Origin of the sequence: Sphingomonas sp. Root720, assembly GCF_001428605.1 — a bacterium.
GTDB lineage: Bacteria > Pseudomonadota > Alphaproteobacteria > Sphingomonadales > Sphingomonadaceae > Rhizorhabdus.
Genome location: NZ_LMID01000013.1, coordinates 638,135 through 655,462, shown reverse-complemented (window position 1 = coordinate 655,462; position 17,328 = coordinate 638,135). Strand labels below are relative to the sequence as shown.

20 protein-coding genes are annotated in these 17,328 nt (G+C 67.9%); 13 read left to right on the top strand and 7 right to left on the bottom strand.

What is annotated here, in order from left to right; all coding sequences use genetic code 11:
* The first annotated feature begins 4 nt into the window (after positions 1-4).
* The 4 genes from ASE22_RS20525 (at position 5) to ASE22_RS20510 (ending at position 4,382) form a co-directional block, all read left to right on the top strand.
* Complete coding sequence (locus tag ASE22_RS20525; protein WP_056363953.1) at positions 5-1,693, top strand: hydantoinase B/oxoprolinase family protein; 1,689 nt, start codon at positions 5-7, stop codon at positions 1,691-1,693.
* Positions 1,690-2,697, top strand: coding sequence for a zinc-dependent alcohol dehydrogenase family protein (locus ASE22_RS20520; protein ID WP_056363951.1), 1,008 nt, complete (start codon positions 1,690-1,692; stop codon positions 2,695-2,697). The genes ASE22_RS20525 and ASE22_RS20520 overlap by 4 nt, the downstream gene beginning before the upstream one ends.
* A 22-nt stretch (positions 2,698-2,719) precedes the next feature.
* Positions 2,720-3,943 (top strand): metal-dependent hydrolase family protein, encoded by a 1,224-nt coding sequence (locus tag ASE22_RS20515; protein ID WP_056363949.1) that lies wholly within the window; start codon positions 2,720-2,722, stop codon positions 3,941-3,943.
* 100 nt (positions 3,944-4,043) lie between these two features.
* Positions 4,044-4,382: a hypothetical protein gene (locus ASE22_RS20510; RefSeq protein ID WP_235536472.1), complete on the top strand. Its 339-nt coding sequence runs from the start codon at positions 4,044-4,046 to the stop codon at positions 4,380-4,382.
* A 181-nt stretch (positions 4,383-4,563) separates the two neighbouring features.
* On the opposite strand, the gene ASE22_RS20505 is transcribed toward ASE22_RS20510, so the two are convergent.
* Both ASE22_RS20505 and ASE22_RS20500 read right to left on the bottom strand, forming a co-directional pair.
* On the bottom strand, positions 4,564-5,859 hold the full coding sequence (locus ASE22_RS20505) for a dicarboxylate/amino acid:cation symporter (protein WP_162248206.1): 1,296 nt from the start codon (positions 5,857-5,859) through the stop codon (positions 4,564-4,566).
* Positions 5,850-6,752 (bottom strand): iron-containing redox enzyme family protein, encoded by a 903-nt coding sequence (locus ASE22_RS20500; protein ID WP_056363945.1) that lies wholly within the window; start codon positions 6,750-6,752, stop codon positions 5,850-5,852. Before ASE22_RS20500 ends, ASE22_RS20505 begins: the two co-directional genes overlap by 10 nt.
* Before the next feature lie 273 nt (positions 6,753-7,025).
* On the opposite strand from ASE22_RS20500, the gene ASE22_RS20495 reads away from it, so the two are divergent.
* The 3 genes from ASE22_RS20495 (at position 7,026) to ASE22_RS20485 (ending at position 9,142) form a co-directional block, all read left to right on the top strand.
* Positions 7,026-7,997, top strand: coding sequence for a methyltransferase (locus ASE22_RS20495; protein WP_156397763.1), 972 nt, complete (start codon positions 7,026-7,028; stop codon positions 7,995-7,997).
* Positions 7,994-8,707: a dienelactone hydrolase family protein gene (locus ASE22_RS20490; protein ID WP_056363942.1), complete on the top strand. Its 714-nt coding sequence runs from the start codon at positions 7,994-7,996 to the stop codon at positions 8,705-8,707. Before ASE22_RS20495 ends, ASE22_RS20490 begins: the two co-directional genes overlap by 4 nt.
* 132 nt (positions 8,708-8,839) lie before the next feature.
* Entirely contained in the window at positions 8,840-9,142 is a 303-nt protein-coding gene (locus ASE22_RS20485; RefSeq protein WP_056363940.1) for a hypothetical protein, read from the top strand.
* Between the two features lie 104 nt (positions 9,143-9,246).
* On the opposite strand, the gene ASE22_RS20480 is transcribed toward ASE22_RS20485, so the two are convergent.
* Both ASE22_RS20480 and ASE22_RS20475 read right to left on the bottom strand, forming a co-directional pair.
* Entirely contained in the window at positions 9,247-9,432 is a 186-nt protein-coding gene (locus ASE22_RS20480) for a YdcH family protein (RefSeq protein WP_056363938.1), read from the bottom strand.
* 9 nt (positions 9,433-9,441) lie between these two features.
* Positions 9,442-9,645 (bottom strand): hypothetical protein, encoded by a 204-nt coding sequence (locus ASE22_RS20475; RefSeq protein WP_056363936.1) that lies wholly within the window; start codon positions 9,643-9,645, stop codon positions 9,442-9,444.
* Between the two features lie 267 nt (positions 9,646-9,912).
* Here ASE22_RS20475 and ASE22_RS20470 point away from each other — a divergent pair, with 267 nt between their 5' ends.
* Positions 9,913-10,389 carry an Hsp20 family protein gene (locus tag ASE22_RS20470; RefSeq protein WP_056363934.1) on the top strand — a complete coding sequence of 159 codons (477 nt, stop codon included), beginning with the start codon at positions 9,913-9,915 and terminating at the stop codon, positions 10,387-10,389.
* A gap of 108 nt (positions 10,390-10,497) precedes the next feature.
* Here the strand turns inward: ASE22_RS20470 and ASE22_RS20465 are convergent, their stop codons facing one another.
* Positions 10,498-10,758, bottom strand: a complete 261-nt coding sequence (locus ASE22_RS20465; protein WP_056363932.1) for a DUF72 domain-containing protein — start codon at positions 10,756-10,758, stop codon at positions 10,498-10,500.
* Positions 10,759-10,901: 143 nt separating this feature from the next.
* On the opposite strand from ASE22_RS20465, the gene ASE22_RS20460 reads away from it, so the two are divergent.
* The 5 genes from ASE22_RS20460 (at position 10,902) to ASE22_RS20440 (ending at position 14,778) form a co-directional block, all read left to right on the top strand.
* Positions 10,902-12,497 (top strand): alpha-amylase family glycosyl hydrolase, encoded by a 1,596-nt coding sequence (locus ASE22_RS20460; RefSeq protein WP_056363930.1) that lies wholly within the window; start codon positions 10,902-10,904, stop codon positions 12,495-12,497.
* Positions 12,497-13,531 carry a glycosyltransferase family 4 protein gene (locus ASE22_RS20455; RefSeq protein ID WP_056363929.1) on the top strand — a complete coding sequence of 345 codons (1,035 nt, stop codon included), beginning with the start codon at positions 12,497-12,499 and terminating at the stop codon, positions 13,529-13,531. The genes ASE22_RS20460 and ASE22_RS20455 overlap by 1 nt, the downstream gene beginning before the upstream one ends.
* Before the next feature lie 362 nt (positions 13,532-13,893).
* Positions 13,894-14,100 carry a cold-shock protein gene (locus ASE22_RS20450; RefSeq protein ID WP_056363927.1) on the top strand — a complete coding sequence of 69 codons (207 nt, stop codon included), beginning with the start codon at positions 13,894-13,896 and terminating at the stop codon, positions 14,098-14,100.
* Between the two features lie 102 nt (positions 14,101-14,202).
* The gene (locus ASE22_RS20445) at positions 14,203-14,421 is read left to right on the top strand and encodes a hypothetical protein (RefSeq protein ID WP_056363925.1); all 219 of its coding nucleotides are present in this window, start codon (positions 14,203-14,205) and stop codon (positions 14,419-14,421) included.
* An 18-nt stretch (positions 14,422-14,439) separates the two neighbouring features.
* Complete coding sequence (locus ASE22_RS20440; RefSeq protein ID WP_056363923.1) at positions 14,440-14,778, top strand: DUF6481 family protein; 339 nt, start codon at positions 14,440-14,442, stop codon at positions 14,776-14,778.
* A gap of 190 nt (positions 14,779-14,968) precedes the next feature.
* Here the strand turns inward: ASE22_RS20440 and ASE22_RS20435 are convergent, their stop codons facing one another.
* Both ASE22_RS20435 and ASE22_RS20430 read right to left on the bottom strand, forming a co-directional pair.
* Positions 14,969-15,166: a YbdD/YjiX family protein gene (locus tag ASE22_RS20435; RefSeq protein ID WP_056364198.1), complete on the bottom strand. Its 198-nt coding sequence runs from the start codon at positions 15,164-15,166 to the stop codon at positions 14,969-14,971.
* A gap of 11 nt (positions 15,167-15,177) precedes the next feature.
* The gene (locus ASE22_RS20430) at positions 15,178-17,250 is read right to left on the bottom strand and encodes a carbon starvation CstA family protein (protein WP_056363921.1); all 2,073 of its coding nucleotides are present in this window, start codon (positions 17,248-17,250) and stop codon (positions 15,178-15,180) included.
* Positions 17,251-17,328: the final 78 nt, after the last annotated feature.

Genomic DNA, 17,328 nt, shown 5'->3' with positions numbered 1-17,328 from the left:
GACAGTGCAGCACGACATCTTCACGATCGAGATCATCAAGGATGCCATCGTCGCGCTCGGCGAAGAGATGTTCAACGCGATGATCCGGACCAGCATGAGCCCGATCATCTACGAGACCACCGACTTCGCGGTGGGCGCAACCGACGCGAAGGGCAATCTGCTGGCGCAGGGCAACGGGGTTACCGCCTTCCTCGCGACGCTCGACACGGCGGTGGTCTCGCTGCTCGAACATCATCCCGATCCAGCGTCGATCCGGCCCGGCGACGTCTTCATCTCCAACACGCCCTATGAGGGCGGCGGTACGCATCTGTCGGACGTCGTCATCCTCGTCCCCGTGTTCGACGACGAGACGCTGATCGCCTGGACGGTCAACAAGGCGCACTGGACCGAGGTCGGCGGCGCGCAACCGGGGAGCGTGTCGACCAACGCGGTCGACATCTATCAGGAGGGGCTGCGCTTCACCTTCCTCAAGCTGTACGACCGCGGGGCGATCAACCAGTCGCTGGTCCAGCTGATCCGCGACAATGTCCGCCTGCCGGATTCGACGATCGGCGACATGCACGCCGGGGTCGCCGCGGCGCGGGTGGGCGCGCGGCGGATCGACGAACTGCTGAACCGCTATGGCCGCGACCAGCTGCTCACCGCCATGGACGAGCTGCTCGACTATGGCGAGCGGATGACCCGCGCCGAGCTGGCCAAGCTTCCCAAGGGCGTCTTCGAGGCCGAGGACATCGTCGAGGAGGACGGCGTCGGCAACGGCCCCTTCGTCATCCGGGTGAAGGTGACCATCACCGACGAGGAGATGATCGTCGACTATAGCGGCTCGTCGCCGCAGACCGCCGGGCCGATCAACTGCTCCTATACCGGTCTCGTCACCGGTGCCCGCTGCCTGTTCAAGGCGGTCACCAATCCCGAGATCCCGGCCAATGGCGGCTGCTTCCGCCCGCTGCGCATCATCTGTCCGCCGGGCACGATCATCAGCGCGCAGGCGCCGGCGCCGGTGTCGCTCTATTATGAGCCGCTGATCGCCGCGATCGACTCCTTCTGGAAGGCGCTGGCACCCGTGTTGCCCAACCGCCTGCCGGCCGGCCATCAGCGCACCGTCGGCGCGACCTTCATCTCGGGCCTGACCCCGGAGACCGGCGAGCTGTTCGTGATGGGCGAGCCGCTGGTCGGCGGCTGGGGCGCATCGGCGGGGCTCGACGGTGACAATGGTCAGTTCTGCTGCGCCAATGGCGAGACCTACAACATCCCCTGCGAGCTGTTCGAGAGCCGCTACGCGATCGAGGTCGACCAATATGCCTTCCACAACGAGGACGGCGGCGCAGGCCGCTATCGCGGCGGCAAGGGCGTGGTGCTCGACTATCGGGTGACGAGCGAGGAAGCCTTCCTCACCTATGCCGTCTCGCGCAGTTCGGCGCGGCCCTGGGCGCTTGACGGCGGCCAGGAAGGGTCGACCAACTATGCCGAGATCCACCGGCGGGACGGCAGCCGCGACCGGCATACGATGTGCACCACCGTCCCGGTCCGCAAGGACGAGGTGATCCGCATCTTTTCCGCCACCGGCGGCGGCCATGGCGACCCGCGCGATCGGGATCGCGACGCCGTCCGCCGCGACCTGCGCGACGGTTACATCACCGCCGAGCAGGCGCGGCGCGACTATGGGCTGGTGGCCGGGGAGGGCGACGCGTGACCGCCAGCTTTCGCGCCGTCCGCTTCCACCGGCTCGGCGACCCGGTGGATGTGCTGGCGGTCGAAGAGATAGCCGCGACGCCACCGGGCGACGGGGAGGTGACGATCCGGGTCGATGCCTTCGCGCTCAACCGGGCGGACTGGCTCTATTGCCGGGGCGAGCATTATTCGTCGCCGGCCCTGCCCTCGCGGATCGGTTCCGAATGTGCCGGCACGGTCGTGGCGGTCGGCGCCTCGGTCGATCCCGCGCTGGTCGGCCGGCGCGTGTGCACCATCCCCTTCCATTCCTCGACCCACGGGGTGCAGGGTGAACTGGCGACCGTGCCAGCCGCCTATGTTGCGCCCTGGCCCGAGGAACTCGACGCGGTCGAGGCAGCATCGCTGTGGATGCAATATCTGACCGCCTATTTCCCGCTGGTGGAGATCGCGGCGGTGGGGCCGTCCGACCATGTCCTGATCCCGGCGGCCAGCAGCAGCGCGGGGCTGGCCGCGATACAGGTCGCCAAGCTGTGCGGCGCACGGGTGATCGCCACGAGCCGGACCAGCGCGAAGGCCGCGGTGATCCGGGAGGCCGGCGCCGACGCCGTCGTCGCGCTCGACGGCGGGGAGCCCCTCGCCGATGCCATCGCCCGCATCACCGACGGGAGCGGGGTGCGGGTGGTGTTCGATCCGGTCGCGGGTCCGTTCATGGCCGACTATCTCGACGCGCTGGCCGACGATGCCCGGATCTTCATCTACGGCTTGTTGTCGGGGGCGACGACCGAACTGGATATCGTCCGGCTCGTGCGCCGGGCTGCGATCGTCCACCCCTATTCGGTGTTCAACCATGTCCGCCATCCAGGCGAGCTGCGCCGGGGCATCGCCTTCGTCGAAAAGGCGGTCCACGCCGGCCTGCGCCCGCGCATCGACAGCCGGTTCGGCTTCGACGACGTGATCGGCGCCTATCGTCGGCTCGACAGCCACGACCAGGCGGGAAAGATCGTCGTCCGCCTCGGCCCGGCCTGACTCTCCACACGCAGGAAATCCGATGCCCCGCACGCTTCTCCGCAACCTCCGCATATTCGACGGCGTCCATCCCGAGCTGATCGAGGATGCCTCGATCCTGATCGAGGGCGACAGGATCGCCGCGATCCACGGTCTCGACGATGCCCCTTCCGCCGACGAGACCGTCGATCTGGAAGGACGGTGCGTGATCCCGGGCCTGATCGACGCCCATTTCCATGCCTATGCGTCGGATATCGACTTCGTGAAGCTGGAGAAGCTTCCGCCGACCTATCTGGCGCAGCGGGCCCGACACCTGATGGAAGATGCGCTGGGGCGCGGCTTCACCACCGTGCGCGACGTCGGCGGCGGCGATTACGGTCTGTGGCGGGCGATCGAGGAGGGCTGGATCGCCGGCCCGCGGCTCTTCTATTGCGGCCATGCCTTTAGCCAGAGCGGCGGCCATGGCGACATCCGCGCGCCGCATGAGACCGAGGAGCTGTGCGGATGCAGCGGGCGCGGCATCCTCGCCAAGCGGGTCGACGGGGTCGACGCGATGCGCAAGGCCGCGCGCGAGGCGCTGCGGCAGGGCGCGCACCATCTGAAGATCTTCGTGTCGGGCGGCATCGCCTCGCCCAGCGATCCGATCTGGATGCTGCAATTCTCCGAGGAGGAGATTGCCGCGATCGTCGACGAGGCCACCCGCCGCCGGTCTTATGTCGCGGCCCATGCCTATACCGCGGAGACGATCGCGCGCGCCGTCAGGCTGGGGGTGCGGACGATCGAACATGGCAATCTGATCGACGAGGCGGCTGCCCGCGCGGTCGCGGAAGCCGGCGCCTTCGTCGTGCCGACGCTCGCCACCTACGAGGCTTTTCGCCGCAGCGGCGCGGAGTCGGGTGCCCCCGAGCACCTGATGACCAAGCTCGTAGAAGTCGCGGGGCAGGGCATCGAGGCCATCCGCATCTGTCGGGCGGCGGGGGTGAGGCTGGGGTTCGGCACCGATCTGCTGGGGCCGCTGCACAGGCATCAGCGAGACGAGTTTCGCCTGAGGGCCCAGGTGGAGACGCCGTTCGAGACCCTGCAGTCGGCGACTTCGGTGAACGCATCGATCCTGGGGATGGACGGCCAGCTGGGGACCATCGCGCCGGGCGCCTTTGCCGACCTCCTGGTCATCGACGGAAATCCCCTGTCGGACATCGCGCTTCTCCATGAGGATTCCACCGCCATCCATTCGGTCTGGAAAGCAGGTCGGCCGGTAGGGAACTGAGGAGCGGCGGCGCGGACCGATGCCCTGGGCCGCGCGAAGACCGCTTGCTTTCCCGGTCGCCCTGATGCCAGGTGGCGACATGGTACCGCACACCCGCGCAATGGTCGCCGCCGCCGCCTACGCCTTCATCACCGGCAAGAAAGTGGCGGGCCTCTACGACCACTCCGCAGGGAAGCATTTGCGGATCGCCGCGGAATCGCGCGGCGAGCACCTGCAAGGCTTCGACGGCGATCGATCGGCGCGGTTCGGCGGCACGCTTCCCGAACTTTACGATGCGGGGGAAAAGGCTTTCGTATCGCTTGAGGTCGACGGCACGACGGCTCGCGGTTACGATCGAGCCTCATCGAGCCACTATTCGATCACGGTGGCGGGCCAACTCGTGCAGACATATGATCACAGCCAGAGCGCCTGGTTCGCCTTCGATATCCAGGTCGCCTGACGCGGATTTAGCCATAATACTGCTCGAGCTGTCTGCAACGAGCGAAGGATCGGGTCGGCGAGGGCCCACCCCACAGGCGGAGCGGCGGATCGAACAGCAGCAGCGGTTCCGATCGCTCGTGATGGCCGCTCGATAGGAGCGGAGAACGGCCATATGCGAGCCTAAGGTGCGGAGCGACCGGTCATGCGCCGGGGTGCCGTTCCGGCGCATCGAGCCCGGTTGCGCTGGTTCGGTCGGAAGCCGGCGCGCCCGCGATCCGCAGGACCGCGAGATCGGCGGTGACGTTACCCAATGTGCGGAAAATATCGGGAATCGTCTCGACCGCCAGCAGCAGGGGCAACAGCGTGAGCGGGACCCCCATGGCGAGGCAGACCGGTCCGATCGTCGCGAAGAAGGAAACCTGGGCGGGGAGGCCGACCGCCGCGAGGCTGATCGGGACGGCGACCAGCGCGCCGAGCAGGATCGTCCCGGTGGTCAGCGGGACGGCGTGAAGATGCGCGAGGTAGATCGCGACGGCGACATTGGCCGCCGCGCTCGCGGCGCGGAACAGCGACACGGCGAGCGGCAGGATGATCGCGGCGCTCGCCGCCGATACCCGCAGCGCGGGGGCGGACGCGATCATCGCGGGCAGCGTCGCGAGCGACGACTGGGTGCTCAGCGCGACGACTTGGGCCGGGAGCGCGGCGCGGGCGAACCCGAGCGGCGATATCCGGCCCGCGACGATCGCGGCGCCATAGGCCAGCACGGTCGCGAGGCAACAGGCGCCGGCGGCGATCAGGATATAATGGACCAGGGCCCCCGCGGCTGAAAGCCCGACCCGCGCGCCGACCCCCAGCGACAGCGCGAAGACGCCGAGCGGCGCCAGCACGAGCACCCAGCCGACGATCACCAGCATGGTTTCGACGAGGGCACGGAAAAAGGTCAGGATCGCGTCGCTGAGCTGGCTCTCGATGCGGACTGCGGCCAGGCCGAAGAGCAACGCGAAGATCACCAGCGGAACGATCGCGCCGTCGGCCGCCGCCTTGATCGGGTTGGTCGGAACGAGCCCGGCCAGCCACGCGCCCGGCGCCGCCAGTTCGGGTGCCGGGGTGTCGCTGTGCAGGGTCATCGCTTCCGCCGGGACCGGAAAGACATGCAACGCGGTCGACGTCGCCGCGGCCGCCAGCAGGCAGGCGCCCAGCAGCAGCAAGGCGAACCAGGTGACCGCGCGGGTCGCGACGCTGTTACCGGCAGCCCCCGACGCGGCGCTGGCCACGCCGTTGACGAGCAGGCCGAAGACGAGCGGGACGATCGTCATCGTCAGTCCGTCGAGCCACAGCTTGCCCGTGGGATCGGCGACGGCGAGCACCGCCTCCCTTCCCACCGGAGCGAGCCGCGCCATCAGGGCTCCGCCGGCCAGGCCGAGCAGGAGCGCGAGCAGTGTCAGCCGCGATATCCATTTGAGCCGCGCGGCGCGGCGCGTGGGGGCTAGGCCCACAAGCGGGCGCGATAACGCTCGAAGCATCGCAACCCGCAGTGAAGCCGGATCAACGCGCCCTCGGCAATGGCGCTGGCCCGGCGCGGGTCCTCCTCCACCAGCGGGCGGAGCACTTCGCGATTCCAGTCGGCGCTGTGCTTGATGTCGAGAACGGCGTGGAGATCGAAGTAGCGACGCTCCTTGTCCGATAATCCGATCCGCCGCAGACCTTTGGCGACGCAGGCCGAGCGTCCCGGTGCGGTCAGTTCGATGACGCCGAGCGCGCCGACCGAGTGCCAGGCATAGCGTCGGCTGGTCGCCATCGCCGTCATCGCATTGGCGAGCGCCAAGCTTTCCCAGACGGTGGTTTCGATGACCGGCCGCACCTCGAGGGTCTCGACCAGCGCATCGAGCATGGGCCCATGCATCCCGCGGACGTTGCCACGTCCCATCTCGTCCCAATAGTTGCGCGCGAGCTCGAGCTTCGCCGATACCGGCAGCTTGACCTGCGTCAGTGCGACGAGGTCGTCGAAGCCGGCTTCGCCGGCCGCTTCCTGCTCGAAGAACCAGGTGAGCTCTTCCCGGGTCGCCTGCTCGGCGAGCCAGGGGAACAGCGGATCACCCTGACCGGGGCCGACCTCCTTGAGATTTTCGAACCAGGCCACGAAGCCGTCGGCGTCGTCCGGTGCCGCCGCGGCCTCGGCGGCGACGCCGTCACGCAACGTCTCGAGAAAAGCCCCTTCGAGCCGAAGCATTCGCTGATCGCGCTCGAGCTGCTGCGTCCAGTCGTCGGTTGGAAAGCCGGGGGCCAGTCGCTCGCGGTTCCAGTGCGCGAGGCCGCGCTGGAAGCTGTCGGTCAGGAACTGCGACGTTCGTTCGTCATGTTCCGCATGTCGGTTGAAATGAGACGCCATGATACATCCTCTGAGTTTGCTTGACGGATAAACCCTTCGGAGCCGCACCGGTTGCGCACTGGATGCAGAACTGATCTGCGTTAGCGTCTCTGACCAAGATGGACCGGCTCGACCGTCGATGCGTTACGTTCCCGATCAATCTACGGGCAACGAGGGACGGCCAATGTTAATCCACCATTTCCTGAGCGGCCGATCGGGCGGCCTCTGCCGGCCGCTGGCTGCGATCCGGGACCAAGCCATTCCGAGCCAGGGCGTGACGGCCTTATGAGCACGATGCCCGACGATCGATGCGATGCGGCGTCCGACGCCGGCGATATCCTGCTGCTCGACCTGCTCTCCCGATTGAAGGCGAGCGGCTACCGCTTCGTCACGCCGACCCCGGCGACGCACGGCCGCGTCCTGGCGCGTCGGGATCGCCGTATCGGTCGTACGACGCGCGACCTGCTTGGATGGAGCCTGCCGGTCGCGCGCGACGAGGTCGAACCCGCGATCCTGGCCGCGCTGGAATCGCTCGATCTGGTCGAACGGCGCGGTGCGTTCGTGCGCAGCCTGCTGCGTGTCTCCTCGCTCGACGGCGATCTCTATTGCCATTCCGCCTATCCGACGACCGCGGAGGATGCGGTCTTCTTCGGACCGGACAGCTATCGCTTCACGGCGTTGATCCGGACCGAACTCGATGCGATGCGGCCGGCATCGGGCGCGCATATCGTCGATGTGGGGACGGGGGCGGGGGTTGGGGCGGTTGCCGCCGCCCGGCGTTGTCCGGGCGCGCGGATCACGATGACCGACATCAACCCCCGGGCGCTGCGCTACGCCGCCATCAATGTCGCGGCGGCCGGCGTGGATGCGGCGGCCGTGCTCGGCAGCGATCTCGGCGGGATCGGCGATCCGATCGACGTCATCCTGGCCAACCCGCCTTATATCGTCGACCCGTCCGGACGCGACTATCGCGACGGCGGCGGCATGCACGGGGCGGCGGTGGCGCTCGATATGGCGCGCATGGCGATCGCGCGGCTTGCCCCGGGTGGCCGGCTGATCCTCTACACAGGCAGCGCGATCATCGATGGCGCCGATCCGTTCGGCGACGAGCTCGGCGCGCTTGCGGGCCGGACCGGCTCGCAGTTGCGATATCGCGAGCTCGATCCCGATGTCTTCGGCGAGGAGCTGTCGGGCGTCGCCTATGCCGATGTCGAACGGATCGCCGTCGTCGCCGCGATCGTCGAACGACCGGGGAGGAACGCGTGATCCAGGAATTCCGCTACGCCGATGGCGATGTCGGGCTGCTGGGCGAACTGCACCGGCCCGCTGGGCCGGCCAATGGCCGCGCGATATTGGTCGTTCACGAGGCCGACGGCATCGGCGGCAATGTTCGTCGGCGCTGCGCGATGCTGGCCGAACTCGGCTATGTCGCGGCGGCGGCCGATCTGCATGGTGGCGGGCGCACGCTCGCCGACGACGCGATCGGCCCGGCCATGGCCCGCTTTCGCGCCGACCCGCCGTCGCTGCGCCGCCGCGTCGCGGCGGGCCTCGACGCGTTGATCGCCGCGACAGGCTTCACGTCCGATCGGATCGCCGCGATCGGCTATTGTTTCGGCGGCTATGCGGTGCTCGAGCTGGCACGGGCGGGTTCGACGGTTCGCGCGGTGGCAAGCTTTCACGGCCTGCTGACGACGGCGGCACCGGCGCAACGGGGCGGCGTGGCGGCGCGTGTCCTCGCGTGCACGGGCGCCCGCGATCCGCTGGTGCCGCCCGACGACGTGACCGCCTTTCAGGCGGAGATGGCGGCCGCCGACGCGGACTGGCAGCTTATCGTCTACGGCCGGGCCCTCCACAGCTTCACCAACGAGGCCGTCAATGGCCTCGGCGATACACGGATGGCCTATGACCGGTCCGCCGACATCCAGTCCTGGGCGGCGCTGCGCGGCTTTCTCGACGATAGTTTCGCCCGATCCTGAGCCGCTGCTTGCGACCATGCCGGCGCGGCTGACCGCTTGCCTTTTCTCCGCGTGGCGAGCGGCCGGAACCCGTGCGGATCGCTCGGGTTGACGTTCTATCGGGAATCAGCGTCACGAGAGCGAGGTTCAGCCATGAGCAAGGATGTTTACGAGGACCCCAAGCTGCAGACCGGCTACACTGGCGACGAGGCACCGCAGCGTCCCCAAGCCGGTCCCCCGATCAACAAGGCGGCGTTGAGCGCCGAGCAGAATCGGGGCAAGCGTGCGCCGCAATCGGGCAGTGGCGTCGTGGTTGGGAGCGGTGCCGGCGCCGGCGGCGCTGGCGGTGCCGAGGACTTCGACAGCGATGCGGCCGGCGGCGGCGGAGCGATGCCGCCGCTCGAGGACGACCATCCGAAGGACGGCGCGGATGCCCCGGTCGGCGGCAGTCGCTGACGCGCTACCCATGGGATCGGAAATGACGGCGCCGCTGGGACATGGCGGCGCCGTCATACTTGCCGAAGCGCTGCGTCGGGCCTTGGGATCGGCCGCTCCCCCTCTCAGGCGGCGACGTCGTCGAAGGCTTCGTTCCGCCAGCGCGCGAGCTGGTCCTTTACCAGCAGCTTGGCTTTCTTGAGCCGTGCGATTTCGGCATCGTCGGGCCAAAGCCGACGCTGCTGCTCGGCGATCGCCGCTTCGAGCCTCGCATGCTCGCGTTCGAGGTAGCGCAGGAAATTTTCGGACATCTTCTTCTCCTATCCATCGAGCGATTTCAGTGCCGAGATGACTTCGTCGAACGCCACCGGCGGACCGCGGCGATCGGGTCTTCGCAAGGATGGCCGGTCTGCGACGGCGGCGGCATCGGAGGCCCAGGAGGCCAGGATGGCACGCTTGACCTCGGGTTCGAGGGTCGGATGTTTGGCAATGTCGAACGGATGGCGGAAATGGGAGAGGGACATGGCTTTGCCTCCTTTCTTCCAGTCACTCATTCCATATAGCGGACTCGCCGCATAAGATTTTGTGCGCTCCGGGGTCTTCGTCAAGAGGTCCGAAGTCGCTGTTTCGGCGCGATTAAAATTTTTTCGACGCCCCTCGTTCGCTGCCCTTGACGATCGCCCGGTGAAAATTATCTCGCCCACCGCCGGGTGCCTGACGGGCCCGGCAACGCGAGAGCGCCGCCCTTGCGGCGCTTCCCATGCTCAGATTGCTCACAGGAGGATTTGGATATGAGGACCAATTTCGACTTCAGCCCCTACCGCCGCTCGACGGTCGGTTTCGACCGACTGTTCGACCTGCTGGAGACGGGTGCGCGGACGGACCTTGCCGATGGCTATCCGCCCTTCGACCTCGTCAAGGACGGCGACGACAGCTACCGTATCACCCTGGCGGTGGCCGGCTTTCGCCCCGACGAGATCGAGATCGTCGCCCAGCAGAATCAGCTCGTGGTGACCGGCCACAAGCAGGACACCCCGTCGCAGGAAGGCTATCTCCACCGCGGGATCGCCGCGCGTTCCTTCGAGCGGCGCTTTCAGCTCGCCGATTTCATCGAGGTTCGCTCGGCAGGACTCGAGGATGGTCTGCTGACGATCGCGCTGGTGCGTGAGGTCCCCGAGGCGATGAAGCCTCGCCGGATCGAGATCGGCGCTCCCGCCAACGATCGCGGCCTGCTGCCCCGGCTCAAGGGCAAGGCCAAGGCGGCGTGACGACATCGCCGGCAGCGCTCAGCCGCTGCCGGCATCCTGCTCGATGGGATATGGCGGGCGTAGATATTGCCGCCGCCGATCGAGCGAGAGCAGGTCTCCCGCACGGCGTCATCGACATCGCCCTGGGGCGGGCGCAGACATGGCGATGCAGCGGCGCAGGATCGCCAGACGCGCGGGACCGATCACCGCCAGCCGAATTATTCGTCGCGCCAGCGCTGCTGCGGCCTTGACCGCGTAGCGGAACTCGGCGGGCGCTTGCTCCCGCCATTTCTCCAAGGTTTCGGCCTTGGGCAGCCGATAGAGGCTGTCGTCGATCTCGAGCGTGTCGAACTGTCCGGAATAGAAGTCGAACAAGCGCTTGGCGGCCATTCCCTGCGGATAGAATGATCCCCGCAGCGGTTGCGAGGCACGGGCGCGGGGTTACCCGCGATGTCGGCGAGCGGCGACTGCCGCACCAGCGGGAACAATTTTGTCGCTCGATGATCTAGCGGTGGCAGCAGGGGAGGAGAGACATGTCGGACACGCATCCCTGGTGGGAGCGCGGCGTCGTCTACCAGATCTACCCGCGCTCGTTCCAGGACAGCGACGGCGATGGGATCGGCGACCTTCCCGGGATCGAGCGTAGGCTCGACCATGTCGCCGCGTTGGGCGTGGATGCGATCTGGCTGTCGCCGATCTTTCCGTCACCGATGAAGGACTTCGGCTATGACGTCGCGGATTATTGCGGGATCGCGCCCATCTTCGGCGATCTCGCCGCCTTCGACCGGCTATGCGCTGCGGTGCATGCGCGGGGGCTCAGGCTGATTCTCGATTTCGTTCCCAACCACAGTTCGGACCAGCATCCCTGGTTCCAAGACAGCCGCAGCAGCCGCGACCATCCGAGGCGCGACTGGTATATCTGGCGCGATGCAGCGCCGGATGGCGGGCCGCCGAACAACTGGATCAGCGATTTCGGCGGCTCCGCCTGGGAATGGGATGCGGCTACCGGCCAATATTATCTCCACGCCTTCCTGAAGGAGCAGCCGGACCTCAACTGGCGCAACCCCGGCCTGCGCGCCGCGATGATGGACGTGCTGCGCTTCTGGTTCGATCGTGGCGTCGACGGTTTCCGCATCGACGTGCTGTGGCACATCGTCAAGGACGAGGGCTTTCCCGACAATCCGCTCAACCCGGCCTGGACCCCGGACCGCACCGAGCGCGATCGCGTCCTCCAGCTTCATTCGACCGACCAGCCCGAGGCGCACGCGATCTCGGCCGACTTCCGCGCGCTCGCCGACGCCTATGGCGACCGCGTGCTCATCGGCGAGATATTCCTTCCCAACGACCGCCACGCACGCTGGTATGGCACGCTGGAGAGGCCACAGGTCCATCTCCCCTTCAACTTCCAGCTGATCGAGAACGGGTGGGACGCGCGCATCCTCCACCGCCTGATCGCCGACTATCAAGCGTCGCTGCCGCCCCATGGCTGGCCGAACTGGGTGATCGGCAGCCATGACGCACCGCGCATCGCGGCGCGGGTCGGCGAGGCACAGGCGCGGGTCGCCGCGGTGCTCCTCCTCACCCTGCGCGGCACGCCGACCTTCTATCAAGGCGACGAGCTCGCGATCGGCGAGGTGCCCATTCCGCCCGATCGCGTGTGCGATCCGCAGGATCTGCGCCAGCCCGGTCTCGGCATCGGCCGCGATCGATCGCGCACGCCGATGCCGTGGGACGCCTCGCCCTACGCCGGCTTCAGCACGGTCGAGCCCTGGCTGCCGCTCAACCCCGACTGGCCGACGCGCAATGTCGCCGCGCAGGACCGCGATCCCGCTTCGATGCTGTCGCTCGTCCGCCGCCTCCTCGCGCTGCGCCGCGCGCACGAGGCGCTGTCGGTCGGCGCGATGACCTTGCTCGACGGCGATGGCGACGTCCTCGCCTATGAACGGCGCGTCGGCAGCGAGCGCCTGCTGGTCGCGCTCAATCTGGGGAGCGTCGCCGCAACCTTCCCGGTTCCGGCCGATGCCGAGCTGGGCGAGGTGCTTCTGTCCACACATCCGGCCCATGGCGCCGACGGCAAGCTTGCCGCCGACGAGGCCCTCATCGTCCTGCTGAAGGGGAAACACCGATAATGCGCATCGCGATGCTGGCGCCGATCGCCTGGCGGACCCCGCCTCGCCATTATGGTCCATGGGAGCTGGTGACGAGCCTGCTGACCGAGGCACTCGTCGCCCGCGGCGTCGACGTCACCCTTTTCGCCACGCTCGACAGCGTCACCACGGCACGGCTCGATGGCGTCGTCCCGGCCTCCTACAACGAGGATCCGTCGATCGACGCCAAGGTCTGGGAATATCGGCATCTCGCGTATCTTTTCGAGCGGGCCGACCGCTTCGACATCGTCCACAACCAGGCCGATTTTCCGGCCCATGCCTTCGCCAACCTCGTCGACACGCCGATCGTGACGACCATCCACGGCTTCTCGTCCGAGCGCATCCTGCCGATGTACCGGCCCTATGAGGATCGCGTGCACTTCGTCGCGATCAGCGATGCCGACCGTCATCCTGCGCTCCGTTATGCCGCGACGATCCATCACGGCATCCCCTTCGACGAATTTCCGCTCGATCCGGTCGGAAGCGACGACCTGCTGTTCTTCGGCCGCATCCATCCCGACAAGGGTCCGGCCGCGGCGATCGGCGTCGCGCGCGCCACCGGCCGCAGGCTTCAAATGTACGGTATCATCCAGGATGCCGACTATCATGCGCGGGAGGTCGCGCCTCATATCGACGCCGACCGGATCCGTTATCATGGCGTCGTCGGCGGGACCGAGAGGCTCGTCGCGCTCGGTCGCGCCCGGGCGCTGCTCCACCTGATCGATTTCGACGAGCCCTTCGGCCTCTCGGTGATCGAGGCGATGGCCTGCGGCACGCCGGTCATCGCATTGCGCCGCGGCTCGATGGCCGAGCTGATCGAGGATGGCGTCACCGGCTTCCTCATCGATCATGTCGACCATGCCCCCGCCGCGGTCGACGCCGCGGGTGCACTGGATCGCGGCGCGATTCGCCGCGTCGCCCAGGCTCGCTTCGGCATCGATCGGATGGCCGACGCCTATCTCGAGCTCTATCGCCGCATCCTCGAGCCGAGACGGGGCGACGCCCTTCCGGCCTGACCCGGTTCGTCCCCTGGATCTCCACGGCCGGGAATGCTGTCGTTACGGATGGCCGTCGACCCGTCATACCGTCCGATGATATGGCGCTTGAACGTCATCGCTGACGATCATCCAGGACGCTGATTCCGGCGACCTCCGCCGGCCCGAGGATCGGAGTTTCGCAAGGCCGGCGCGGTCGATCGCCCTTGCCATGGACCGCCCGGCTTTCTTTTCGTCGCAAAGCTGCTATAGTTGCGCCGCTGACGTCGCACGCGACGGATATCGGGCCGCCCACGGCTCCCCCTTGTCCCCTTGTAGCCTCACGAAGCCGGGATGTGCCGCTGTTGGCGCATGCCCGTCATACCGGGATAAGGAATTCCCACATGATCACTGGAACCGTCAAATTCTTCAATGCCAGCAAGGGCTACGGCTTCATCGCGCCTGAGGATGGCAGCGGCGACGCCTTCGTCCACATTTCTGCGGTCGAGCGCGCGGGCCTGTCGACGCTGAACCAGGACCAGCGCGTGTCCTATGAGCTGGAAACCGACCGCCGCGGCAAGACCTCCGCAGTCAACCTCCAGGTCGCCTGACACCCAGCAGGAGGTGCCGGTCGGCGCCTCCTTGCCGCGCATATCGGCCACCGGCCGCCGTCAGGCGGTCGGTGGTGCCACCTTGCCTGATCGGAAAAAGCCATGTCGAGAGCCATCAACATTCGCGAGACCCAGGAGCATATCGTTGCGGCCTGCGACAGCCGCAGCATCCGGATCACCTCCATCGAGACGCTCGTCTCGGGTGGCACGAGGGTCGTCCTCAGCAATTCGGCGGACAGCGCGCGGCTAGCCACCCTCTACGGCAAGAAGGTCATCGATGGTGCGGTCCGGCGCCTGCCTCTGAGGCTCCAGCGCGGCTGACCCAAAAAGGACTACCATATGGCAGCGTACAAATCTCCCGACTTCAACGAGCGCGCATCGGCGGCGCGCGCGGCCAAGCAATCGGCCCTCGAAAAACTGCGCAACAAGCCGGCAATCGATCCCGCCATCGTCGCCGAGCGGCAGGCCGCACGCGCGATCAAGGACGCCGCCGCAGCCGAACGCCGTGCAGCGCGGCAGGCGGCGATCGAGGAGGCGCGGCTGGCCAAGGTCGCTGCGGCCGAAGCGGCCGAGCTGGCGGCGCGCGTCGCCGCGACCCCACCGCCGTCTCGCAGCGAGGCCGAACTGCAGGCCGCGCGCGACGCCCGCTACGCGGCCCGGAAGGCCCGCAAACGGTAACCTCGCTCAGGCCGATGGGCGTCCTGGAGGCGCCGAGCGCCACCGGGCCGAAGCCTCGCCAACTGGGCTAGATCCAGTCGATCATGCGGGTCGGCCAGTTCTTCGGAACGATCGCCCATCACGGGCTCCGCGGACCTACGGGCCGGAGGTCGGCTTCAGATTTCAGTCCCCGTGGCCGGCCGGCCAGCGCTCAGCAGCAGCGTCCGCCGCCCTTTCCACCGTAGCGGGCCTGCTGCCGGTCGCGGAAGAAGGCGCGGTAGTCCATCGGCTTGCGCTCGGGATGGTGGGCGGCCATGTGCCCGAGATAGGCGTCGTAGCTCGGCAGGCCGACCATCGCATGGGCCATGCGGCGGAGATAGCGGAAGGCGCGGAGCCACGGTGCGGTCATGATCCTCTCCTTCACGCCGTAGCGGTCGCCCCGGCCGCTACGGGCGTTTCGGACATGCTCGGCGCATCGCGGCGCAGTGCGTCGCGGCAGGCCCGGATGGCGAAGACGAGGATGCTGGCGACCACCGCCAGGAAGAGCAGGCACAGCGCGGCGTCGATCATGTCGTTGAAGACGATGCGCCGCATCTCGGCCATCGACTTGGCGGGCGCGAGGACCTCGCCGTCGGCGATCGCGGCCCGGAACTTCGCCGCGTGCGCGAGGAAGCCGACTCGAGGATCGGCCGAGAAGAGCTTGAGCAGGCCCGCCGTACCGGTGCACAGGATCAGCCAGGCGGCGGGGACGAACGCCACCCACGCCATCTTCTGCCGCTTCATCCGGAACAGCACGACCGTGCCGAGCATCAGCGCGACCGCCGCCAGCATCTGGTTCGAGATGCCGAACAACGGCCACAGCGTGTTCACGCCGCCGAGCGGGTCGGTTACGCCCTGGTAGAGGAAGAAGCCCCAGGCTGCGACGCACAGCCCTGTCGCCAGCGCGTTGGCGGGCAGCGACCGGGTGTTCTTCAGCCGGGGTGAGATCAGGCCGAGCAGGTCCTGCAGCATGAAGCGGCCCGCGCGGGTGCCGGCGTCGACCGCCGTCAGGATGAACAGCGCCTCGAACAGGATCGCGAAATGGTACCAGAAGGCCATCATCGCCTTGCCGCCGATCACATGGCTGAAGATCTGCGCCATGGCGACCGCGAGGGTCGGTGCCCCGCCGGCGCGCGAGATGATGCTGTGCTCACCGACGTCGCGCGCGGTTTGCGCAATGGTGGCGGCGTCGATCGGGAAGCCCATCGCGCTGACCGCGGCGGCGGCGGTGTCGGGGCTCGTGCCCAGCAGCGCGGTGGGGGCGTTCATCGTGAAGTAGATGCCGGGATCGAGGATCGACGCCGCGACCAAGGCCATGATCGCGACGAAGCTTTCGGCCAGCATCGCTCCATAGCCGATCAAGCGCGCGTCGCTTTCGGACGCGATCAGCTTGGGGGTGGTGCCGCTGGCGATCAGCGCATGGAAGCCCGACACCGCGCCGCAGGCGATCGTGATGAACAGGAAGGGAAAGAGCGCACCCGACCAGACCGGACCCGATCCGTCGATGAAGCGGGTGAGCGGGGGCATGCGCAATTCGGGCTGCATGATCGCGATGCCGAAGGCGAGAGCGACGATCGCGCCGATCTTGAGGAAGGTCGAGAGGTAATCGCGCGGCGCGAGCAGCAGCCAGACCGGCAGCATCGCGGCGATCGCGCCATAGCCGATCAGGATCCAGCAGAGCTCGACGGCGCTGAAGGTGAACATGGCCGCCGCCGTCGGCGATTCCGCCACAGCCTGGCCATAGACGATGGCGAGGATCAGGCCGACCAGTCCCAGGATCGAGACCTCGCCGACCCGGCCTGGCCGGATCCAGCGGGTGTAGATGCCCATCAGGACGGCGAGGGGAACGGTGGCCGCGACCGTGAACATGCCCCAGGGGCTGTCGGCCAGCGCCCGCACGACGATCAGCGCCAGCACCGCGAGGATGATGACCATGATCATGAAGGCGCCGATCAGCCCGATCGTCCCCGCGACCGCGCCCATCTCCAGCCGGATCAGTTCGCCGAACGACCGGCCGTCGCGGCGCATCGATATGAACAGGACGAGGAAGTCCTGTACCGCCCCGGCGAGCACGACGCCCGCCAGCAGCCACAATGTCCCCGGCAGATAGCCCATCTGCGCGGCGAGGACGGGCCCGACCAGCGGCCCGGCACCCGCGATCGCGGCGAAGTGATGGCCGAACAGCACGGTGCGGTCGGTCGGCACGAAGTCGAGCCCGTCGGCAAGGCGCACCGCCGGCGTCGGTCGCGCGGCATCGAGCCCCAGCACGGTCCGCGCGAGGTACAGGCTGTAGTAGCGATAGGCGATCAGATACACCGAGACCGCCGCGACGATCAGCCACAGCGCGTTGACATGTTCGCCGCGCTGCGCCGCCATGCCGCCGACCGCCAGCGCCCCGATCCCCGCCAGCGCGGCCCAGGGAAGATGGCGGGCGAGGGTGCGCGATGACGTCATGATCCGGTTGCCCCTCCACAAACTCCGCTACGCCAAGCGGCGCGCGCTCGAGCATGCGTAGCCTTCCTTTTCCGCCCC

What these genes read in the sequence shown, in the direction of transcription:
- ASE22_RS20515 (WP_056363949.1), top strand. Translation starts at nt 2,720, where the DNA reads ATGCCCCGCACGCTTCTCCGCAACCTCCGCATATTCGACGGCGTCCAT.
- ASE22_RS20510 (WP_235536472.1), top strand. Translation starts at nt 4,044, where the DNA reads ATGGTCGCCGCCGCCGCCTACGCCTTCATCACCGGCAAGAAAGTGGCG.
- ASE22_RS20500 (WP_056363945.1), bottom strand. Translation starts at nt 6,752, where the DNA reads ATGGCGTCTCATTTCAACCGACATGCGGAACATGACGAACGAACGTCG.
- ASE22_RS20495 (WP_156397763.1), top strand. Translation starts at nt 7,026, where the DNA reads ATGCCCGACGATCGATGCGATGCGGCGTCCGACGCCGGCGATATCCTG.
- ASE22_RS20485 (WP_056363940.1), top strand. Translation starts at nt 8,840, where the DNA reads ATGAGCAAGGATGTTTACGAGGACCCCAAGCTGCAGACCGGCTACACT.
- ASE22_RS20480 (WP_056363938.1), bottom strand. Translation starts at nt 9,432, where the DNA reads ATGTCCGAAAATTTCCTGCGCTACCTCGAACGCGAGCATGCGAGGCTC.
- ASE22_RS20475 (WP_056363936.1), bottom strand. Translation starts at nt 9,645, where the DNA reads ATGTCCCTCTCCCATTTCCGCCATCCGTTCGACATTGCCAAACATCCG.
- ASE22_RS20470 (WP_056363934.1), top strand. Translation starts at nt 9,913, where the DNA reads ATGAGGACCAATTTCGACTTCAGCCCCTACCGCCGCTCGACGGTCGGT.
- ASE22_RS20465 (WP_056363932.1), bottom strand. Translation starts at nt 10,758, where the DNA reads ATGGCCGCCAAGCGCTTGTTCGACTTCTATTCCGGACAGTTCGACACG.
- ASE22_RS20460 (WP_056363930.1), top strand. Translation starts at nt 10,902, where the DNA reads ATGTCGGACACGCATCCCTGGTGGGAGCGCGGCGTCGTCTACCAGATC.
- ASE22_RS20455 (WP_056363929.1), top strand. Translation starts at nt 12,497, where the DNA reads ATGCGCATCGCGATGCTGGCGCCGATCGCCTGGCGGACCCCGCCTCGC.
- ASE22_RS20450 (WP_056363927.1), top strand. Translation starts at nt 13,894, where the DNA reads ATGATCACTGGAACCGTCAAATTCTTCAATGCCAGCAAGGGCTACGGC.
- ASE22_RS20445 (WP_056363925.1), top strand. Translation starts at nt 14,203, where the DNA reads ATGTCGAGAGCCATCAACATTCGCGAGACCCAGGAGCATATCGTTGCG.
- ASE22_RS20440 (WP_056363923.1), top strand. Translation starts at nt 14,440, where the DNA reads ATGGCAGCGTACAAATCTCCCGACTTCAACGAGCGCGCATCGGCGGCG.
- ASE22_RS20435 (WP_056364198.1), bottom strand. Translation starts at nt 15,166, where the DNA reads ATGACCGCACCGTGGCTCCGCGCCTTCCGCTATCTCCGCCGCATGGCC.
- ASE22_RS20430 (WP_056363921.1), bottom strand. Translation starts at nt 17,250, where the DNA reads ATGACGTCATCGCGCACCCTCGCCCGCCATCTTCCCTGGGCCGCGCTG.